6 protein-coding genes are annotated in these 8470 nt (G+C 60.4%); 4 read left to right on the top strand and 2 right to left on the bottom strand.

What is annotated here, in order from left to right; genetic code table 11:
- Positions 1–1192 (top strand): hypothetical protein (locus tag SGJ19_11915; protein ID MDZ4780951.1); only part of this gene is annotated, 1192 nt, incomplete at its 5' end.
- A 48-nt stretch (positions 1193–1240) separates the two neighbouring features.
- Here the strand turns inward: SGJ19_11915 and SGJ19_11910 are convergent.
- On the bottom strand, positions 1241–2158 hold the full coding sequence (locus SGJ19_11910) for a tyrosine-type recombinase/integrase (GenBank protein ID MDZ4780950.1): 918 nt from the start codon (positions 2156–2158) through the stop codon (positions 1241–1243).
- Positions 2159–2191: 33 nt separating this feature from the next.
- Complete coding sequence (locus SGJ19_11905; protein ID MDZ4780949.1) at positions 2192–2599, bottom strand: type II toxin-antitoxin system VapC family toxin; 408 nt, start codon at positions 2597–2599, stop codon at positions 2192–2194.
- Positions 2600–2801: 202 nt separating this feature from the next.
- Here SGJ19_11905 and SGJ19_11900 point away from each other — a divergent pair, with 202 nt between their 5' ends.
- From SGJ19_11900 to SGJ19_11890, 3 genes are all read left to right on the top strand, one after another.
- Positions 2802–4127 carry an FG-GAP-like repeat-containing protein gene (locus tag SGJ19_11900; GenBank protein ID MDZ4780948.1) on the top strand — a complete coding sequence of 442 codons (1326 nt, stop codon included), beginning with the start codon at positions 2802–2804 and terminating at the stop codon, positions 4125–4127.
- Between the two features lie 33 nt (positions 4128–4160).
- Positions 4161–4706, top strand: coding sequence for a hypothetical protein (locus SGJ19_11895; protein ID MDZ4780947.1), 546 nt, complete (start codon positions 4161–4163; stop codon positions 4704–4706).
- A 500-nt stretch (positions 4707–5206) separates the two neighbouring features.
- Entirely contained in the window at positions 5207–7756 is a 2550-nt protein-coding gene (locus SGJ19_11890) for a S8 family peptidase (GenBank protein MDZ4780946.1), read from the top strand.
- The last annotated feature ends 714 nt before the right edge of the window (positions 7757–8470 follow it).

Genomic DNA, 8470 nt, shown 5'->3' with positions numbered 1-8470 from the left:
CGCGGGAATGACGCTGGAGCGCTGGTACCATCGCGCCGCGATCGTTGTCTGGCCTAGGGAATACCATTTTCGAGTCCTGTGCGGCGCCGGCGCCGGCGCGGCGATCGCAGGCTTGAATACGATGGTGATCGCATGGCGAAAGGCGCGCCAGCCCGATCAAGAGGTGCAGAGGGAATTGTGCGTGCAGTTTGCCGGAGCGATCATCGACGCCTGGTCGCCAAACGAGTACAGGCATTCATGCTACGCTCAAGACCGATCTGATCGGGGACTTTTACCGCGCTTGCTTCAGGAGTTGAACGCGGCTGAGCTGGTCTGCCGATTCCTGGCCCAGGTAATGCCTCGGGACAGCGAAGTTCAACTCGACAAGTCGTTTGCCGCATTTGGCCGAAAACACGGCTGGGAGCCGTTTTCGCGGAGTTTAATCGGCCTGTTCGAAACATCCTCGGTGGAAACGATCCAGCGGAATGCAGCGCTGTTGATGTCGCTGTGTCTCGATCGCGCCAAAGACGCGGAACGCGACCAGCTTTGCCGGCGATTGGCGGAACTCTCCGTAGCCGCACTGGAGCGGATGGATCGCAACACGCCAAAGCACGATTGGCGAGCGGGGCAGATCGACCGCGCGGAATTGCTCGCCACGCTGGTCAAATCGGTCGTCGCCGTTCAGGCCGAGACGACGCTGGCCCGACTGATCGATCATACGCTCGCGACCTCCGACAAGTATGCTCTGACCGACGTGCATCTGAAAGCGCTGTTCTCATTGGAATCCTGGCTCCCCGGCAAACTCGGCCGATTGGAGTCGACGATCGCACGCTGGCTGGCCCATTGCCGAACGGAACTGGAGCAGCGCACGGCACAAGCGCCCGCGCTGCCGGCCGATTTTCGTCGAGGGGCGAAGCTCTCTTGCACTTGTGGCGACTGCCGGGAGTTGAGCCAGTTCCTGGATGATTCGCGCGCGTCGGTCCATCACTTCCCCAGGGCGAAGGATCGTCGCCAGCACCTGCACCAAGTCATCGACGCGTGCGGCTGCGACCTGACCCACGCTACGACGCGCCAGGGCCGACCCTTCACGCTGGTCTGCACCAAGACCACCGCGTCGTACGAGAAAGCTTGCCTGGTGCACGCCAGAGACCGGGCAAACTTGCGGCGGTTGCAAGTGATTGAAGCGAAAACCAAGCGGTTAACCAAGAGTTGAAACCATGGCGCCAGCCTGAAGCCCCGAACTGAACACCGCCGCCTGTTTTCAACAGGACGTGTACCGCAATCCAAGGAGGCAGTATGACTGAACATCGTCGAGGGGCACGTTCTGGAGCAGCAAGTCGGTAGCCGCGCAGCTGCGGAATGAGTGGGGCGAAATCAGCGTCGGTAGTCCAGCAGCCTGAAGTCGGCGATTGACCATGCGGCAGATGTCCACGCCACTCATGCCTGCGCTAGAAAGCTGTCGGAGGCGGCCGGCGGCAGTGCGGAACATCGGGCTCTCCATCGGTGCAGCGCCCAATCCGCCGGCAAAGACATAATCCTGCAAGAACTGCTGCAAGTCGTGTCGCACGGGGATCGCACGGGCCTTGCCCCCTTTTTCGGCGAACCTCAGGACGAGTTTCGAGCCGTCGGGAATGAGGTCAGCGATCCGCAGCTTGGCAACGGCGCCGGCACGTGCGGCAGTGTAAATCAAAACGGCGATCACCGCTTGGTCACGGAGGTCGATGACGGAACAGATCGAGATCGATCGCAGGAGGACGCGGCATTGCTCGACGGAGATTTCGGGCGTCTTGCCCTCGATCGCCGAGTAGCGTTCGGTGCGGACCGAGAGCGCCGGGTTGAGGACCACGACGTGCCGTTGAACGAGCACGTCGAAGAACGACCGAATCGCGGCCAAATGGAGCTTTTTTGTGGGGATGCTGAAGGTCAAGCCGTCGAAGTACATCCCGACCATCCCCGGTGAAATGCGGGCGATTTCTGCGTTTCGGGCGTCGCACCAAGCGAGGAATCGTCGCACCGCCAGCAGGTAGGCCGCGCGCGTGTGAGGATTGCGGAGTTTGCCGAGGAAGAGCTCCTCCCACGCGAACGACGCGGCTGGTCCAGCGCGGTCGAGGCAAGCCGGGATTGGTCCAATTAGAGACGCGGGACTTTGATTGTTATCGATCGCTATTAAAGAATTCATCCCAGACCTCCAATTCCCAACCCACTTTGCGGCCTATCGAAATACGATCACCGAGATGCCAAGCGCGGCGTCCTTCCAGCGGCGGTCGCCAGTGACGACCTTGGCCTTGCTTTCGATGCCCAGTGCCAGGCACGCCCGATCCGCAAAGGATAGGCCGAATTGTCGGCCCGCGGACCAGAGTTCGGCGGTCCGCACGGCCGAGCGATCATCGAAGGGAATGACGCTCAGCGCGAAGTTTTCCAAGTGAAAGCGGGCCAACTGCAAGTCACTGCCGCGCTCGACGGCCTTCTTGAGGACTTCGGAATAGTTGACGGCGGAGATCGCCCCGCCGACCAGGTAGCGTCGCGCCTTCTCATGCCCTGAGTAGTTGCAAGACGACGCGATTGTTGTTGTGCCTATGCGCCAATTTCCGTTACTAGGAGGGCTTCGGCGTTCACGCATCTCCTGAGCTTTCGGCGTCGGCTGCTGCCCGGTCCTCGAGCGTGTGTCAGAGCTGTCCTTCCGAAGCCTGCCTGTGTAGCTCAGGGCATGCCTGCCCGACCAAACCGTAAGTTGTCGCCCGCCATATCACTTGCCAAATGGTTAGGTTTTTAAAGGAACCTGCTAGCCGACACGACGCTGGATCCTGATTAGGACTTACAGTATGCTGCTTCCAAGAGTCAATGAATCACTGATTGACGCTCGTCGGGAGATCACCATGGGCATTGCGTCGCGGGGCCGTCATGTCAATGCCTTCGACTATGGCTTAGTTATACCGCGGGTCGAACAGCTTGAAGCACGGTTGTTGCTAAGCGGCGTCAGCGGAATGCTGTATCTCGATGCCAACGAGAACGGGCGATTCGATGTCGGCGAGACCGGTCTGGCAGGACAAGTCGTCTACCTTGACTACGACGGTGACGAGATCCACGACCCGGTCCTCGAACCTGACGCCATGACGCGCAGTGACGATCCGGCCACTCCCGGCATCGACGAAACCGGACGCTACGAGTTGACCGGACTGACCGCAGGCGCGTACGTCGTCCGCGCGGCAGGAAACGCCGCTTTGATGCAGACCTCGCCCGTGGGAAACCGTCTCACGACGACTTCCATTCCGATGCCGGGCATGCCCGCGGACTCGGCTCCGGTGGACTTCGATCACAACGGCGATCTCGACCTCGCCGTCGCGGAGAGCGAATACGTGAGAATCTTGCGGAACAACGGCCAAGGTGCGTTTACCGTCATTCCGGACGTAGTTGCGGACGGCGTCCAAGCTGGGGTGTCGTCGATCATCGCCGAGAATTTCGATGGGCAACCGGGAACGGATCTGGTCGTGGCGAACAGGTATTCGCAAAGTCTGTCCGTTTTCTACAGTGACAGGGCCTGGTTTTTCGGGACGAGCAATCTTTCCTTGCCGTGTGATCCGTTCGACGTCGTCGCGGGCGATTGGAATGACGACGGCAGCCTGGATTTGGCGGCGGCTTGCTGGAATCAGAGCGACATTTTTCTGTTTTACAACAACAGGTCCGGCGGCTTCGGCCCGGCCGTCCCTCTTTCGATTCCTGCGCCGGCGACTGCCTTGGCGTCCGGCCGCTTCAATCAAGATGCATGGAGCGATCTCGCGGTCGTGAACACCAATGCAGGCAACGTGTCGGTCTTAATGAATCTGGGCAACGGCGGCTTTGCGATGCCGTTAGTTTACAACACTGGCCGACTGCCGTCCGCCGTCGTGGCGGCCGATCTGGACGGCGACGTGGATTTGGATTTGGCGGTCAGCAATTCGGCCGATAACAGCGTGACTTTGCTGCGAAACGACGGCGATGGCTTTTCGAATGCGGGCGTCGTCGAACTCGCGGGCAAGGGACCCAGGTCCATCGCGGCCGCCGATCTGGAGCGCGACGGCGATTTGGACCTGTTGGTCGGCAACGTGAAATCCCAAGATTTGGCCGTGTTGCGGAACCGTGGGGAACTAGAGTTCGGCACGGCGGAGTAGTACGCCGCGGGGGAGATTCCCAAAATCGAAACCTTGAGCGTCACGGCCGCTGATTTCAACGGTGATCAGGTCGCCGACCTGGCGGTGGCCAATGAGGCGGCCTATCGAATGACGATCATGTTGAATGAAATCGTACCGGCGGGGCGCGTCGTGCAATTGGCGAGCGATCAAGACCTGGGCGATCAGAACTTTGGCTTCTCCCTGTTGGTCCCGGGCGATACCAACGCGGATTACGTCGTCAACGTGCAGGACCTGAACGCAGTTCGCAACAACTTCGGCAGTTCAGGCGACAATGTCGGCGGCGACGCCAACCTCGACTGGCGCGTCGACATCAAAGACCTGAACCTTGTGCGCAACAATTTTGGCGCATCGCAATCCTCCACGCCGGCCGCGACAACGCCCCCGCCGATCGTTGCGCCGTCCGCAACCGTTGAACGGTCGCGAGCCATGGCCCACGATGGCCAGGCGCGACGGGCTACGCCCGCTTTGATCGATCTACGCGCTGCGGATGTGTTGTTTGGGCGGATGCTGGACGTTCTGGCGGAAGTCCGCCGTGACAAGTCGTCCCGGCGGCGATAAATGCCAGTAAAGCACTCCCGATTTCTGCGTGCGCTTGGGGAAACATGCCCCGGCAAGGCGCGGGAAAAACGTGGCGAGTGCATTGCCGCGTTGTTATGCTGAGCGTCGCGATTCCGCCGCGCACGGTTCCATCCAGGACGCGTTGCGCTTCAATATTCTGGAGGGCGGCATGATGGACAGATCGTTCCGACCGCGCGTAAAAAGAAACTCGCGACGCCTGCGACCGGCGCTAGGAACGGTTCGCGGCAAAAACTTGATAGGCTCGACGAGTCGCTGGTTGGAAGTGTTGGAATCGCGCTGTTTGCTCAGCGCGGGCGGCTCCAGTTGGTACAACGCGACTTCAGCCGATTGGTTCGGCGAGGTCGGCTCTGGCGCGGCGAGTTTGCAAAGCACGGCGACTCCCGCGGCGAAAGGCTATTGGATCGTGCGCCTCACGGAAGCTGGCGGGACGTCCGGCCGGGGCGGCCGCGCTGCTCAACAACGCGGAGACGCAGCTGAACGTGATTCACGGCCTAGGCATGCCGGGCCAGATCTTGGTGAGCTCGACGGCCCGCGCGGCGGACGTGGAAGCCGCGCTCGGCGCGAATCCCCATGTCTTGCGCTTCGCGCCGGACCTCCCGGTCTTCGCCGCGGCGACGCCCAATGACGAGGAATTCCCGAAGCAATTCTCGCTGCACTTTCCTGATCCGCCGCCGCCGGGCATGGGGTGGTGGGCGAAGGACGCCGACATCGACGCTCCCGAAGCGTGGGAAATCCAAACGGGAGACCCGTCGGTCGTCGTGGCGGTGCTCGATACCGGCATCTACTTCGAGCATCCCGACTTCGGGGACAAGGACGTGCCGAACGGTTGGAACATCTGGACAAATCCCCTCGACCTGCCCGGCAACGGCGATGAGGACGGCAACGGATTCGTGGACGATCACCTCGGCTATGACTTCTGCGATGACGGTGCAGACGATGAGTGCGCTCCGGACAACGACCCGTCCGACGAGCATTCGGGCAGCCACGGCACGCTGGTTTCCGGCATCATCGGAGCTCGCGGGAACAACGAGCAAGGCGTGGCGGGGATCGCCTGGAATACTTCGCTGATGGCGCTCAAGACGCTGAACAGCAAAGGCGAGAGCATGATTCACGCCACGATCAGCGCGATCCAATATGCGACTCACAAGAAAGTGACGAACCAAGCGAACGTCCGCGTGATCAACATGAGCCTGACGATCCCGCAAGGCAACGCGAAGGAGATGGCCGAACTTTACGGGGCGATCAAAGCCGCCGGCGACGCCGGCATTCTCGTCGTGGCCGCCGCGGGTCAGAATAACCAGGGCGTCAATATCGACGATGCGCCGATTTACCCCGCCGCGTTCGATCTGGACAATCTTCTCGTCGTGGCTGCTTCCGACGCGGCGGACGGGCTGTGGTATCGAAGCAACTACGGCGCGGCAAGCGTGGACTTAGCCGCGCCGGGCGTGTCGATTCAGGGACTCGATCGCTATGACGGCACCAAGCCAGGGTTGGGGACAAGCTTCGCGGCCCCGCAGGTCTCCGGCGTGGCGGCGCTGTATTGGAGCGAGTTCCAGGACGCCACGGTCGCGGAAGTCCGCGCGGCGATCCTCGCCGGCGTCGACAAACTGCCCGGCTTCGACGGCAAAGTCGCCTCCGGCGGGCGCTTGAACGCCCGGCGCACGCTCGAAGCCGACTTCGTCCCGCCCGTGGCGCGGCTGATCTCCGCGCCAGATATTTCAACGCCAGGCGTCTCCACGCTAGACATCGAGGTAGTTTATGAGGACACGAGTTTTGTGCGTTACCTCTCACTCGACACCAACGACATTGCCATTCGCGCCGCCGGCCAAACGAATGCGCGCTTCGCAGTAACATCGCGAAGCGCCGATGCAATTGAAAATGGTTCTCCTCGCCGAGTCACTTACCGAGTCACTGCGCCGTCTGGCGGATGGAATTATGCTGACAGCGGGCGATATGACATTTATGTTCGTCGTGAAGAAGTATTGGATGAATTTGACAATGCGATTGATGATACGTATCTGGGCACTTTCGATGTGTGGCTGAGCGACGCACCGAATGACACATTTGTTGTGAATACCGCGGACGATTCAGTGGACGCAGCGCCCGGCGACGGTTTCGCGTTGGACTCACAAGGTCAGACGAGCCTGAGGGCGGCCATTCAAGAGGCCAATACGCGGGACACGAGCACTACAATTTACCTGCCACACGGCGCCTACTCACTCAGCCGCACCGGGTCGGACGAAGACTTCGCGGCCACTGGCGATCTGGACATCCGTGCGTCAATTACGCTGATCGGCGCAAGTGCGAAGGGCACCATTGTTGATGCTGCCAATTTGGATCGCGTGCTGGATATTCACCTTCCAGGTCGATTGCAAATCTCCAAACTCACCCTGACTGGCGGCAGAATTGGTCTGGAACGCGGCGGCGGAGGTGCAGTTCGCAACGCTTCTGACTTCGACGCGGACGAGATCACAGTACGAGATAATCGAGCAGAACTGGGAGGCGGCATCTATTTTGTTGACGGAGGTCGAGGGAGCATCCGCCACAGTGCCGTTATCAACAACTTCGGTAGCAGCGGCGGCGGCGTTTCGTGCTACAGAGCTCCTGATTTGCCGCCACAAACACGGACCGGCCTGGTAACGCTGAGTGATAGCACTGTTTCTGGCAATACTGCGACATCGAGCGCTGGGGGAGTAGACGCTGGCGACGGTTGCACGACTATCATCACCAGTAGCACGATTGCATTCAACTCCGCGCCCACGGCTGGCGGTGTCAAATCAGGCTGGGAGGGCGAAAGCGAAATCGGTGGAACATTGGTCGTCGGCAACGGTGATTCCCCCGACCTATGGGGAAGCAACATGCGGTCGCTCGGTTTCAACATGTTTGGCTGGTATGAGGAGGACGGGCTTGGTGAAATTCGTCTCGAACCTACTGACCAAGTCTATTTTGGCATCCATTTTTCGCTGCAGCCTCTTTCCCCGCGCAAGATCGCCAAGCGCGGCGCGTGCCGAAGGCCCGAGCCTGCCTAAGAAAAGAACTGTCGCTCACTGCGTGGCGTCGTCGCCGAGGGCCTTTCGCAACGCGGCAACCGACGCAGGCGTGTCGAATTCACCAAGTCGAAGTGTCGCACCAACTCTGCCGGTGCCAACTGAAGAATTACTCATTACCTCACCGAGTTTTTGGTATGGCTGAGTCACCGAGGGCGGCGATCTCTTGCTTGCTGACAATTTCACCAGCACGCAGCCTTAGATTCACGGAATCGGACACTTCCGCTCGTGCGAACGGAAGCTGCAATTACTTAAGTAGGCGGCACGCACAAACTCAGCATCGCCGAACCACTTTGTCTGGCCAGCAAACACGCTCCGCGCGACCGATCGGCCCGCGTCCGAGCCCACCCGTCAACAGCTTGTCGTGAACGTACGTGAACAGTTGCCCGTCGCTGCTGATCGTGTCCGACGTGACGCCGGATGCCACGTGCATTGCTACCCGAGAACTGTCGAAGAAGTCGCTGGTTGCGGACCTGCGCCGTGGTCCATGACAAATCGCAAAGCAACAGCACAGCGACAGCACTCATCGAACGAATCCATAGTACGTTCACGCTTGCGAAGAAAACGGCTCCAGGCCCGCAATCGAATTCAGGCCCACTAGAGCGCATCAAGGCTAAGTATAGCGGTAGCCGCAGTGGCGGAGGTAGTTACGGCATTCGGTGGCGGTGAATTGATGGAGGAGTTCGCCGCAGGCTT

This window comes from Planctomycetia bacterium, from assembly GCA_034440135.1.
Classification (GTDB): domain Bacteria; phylum Planctomycetota; class Planctomycetia; order Pirellulales; family JALHLM01; genus JALHLM01.
This window is presented reverse-complemented; position numbering and strand designations above follow the sequence as displayed.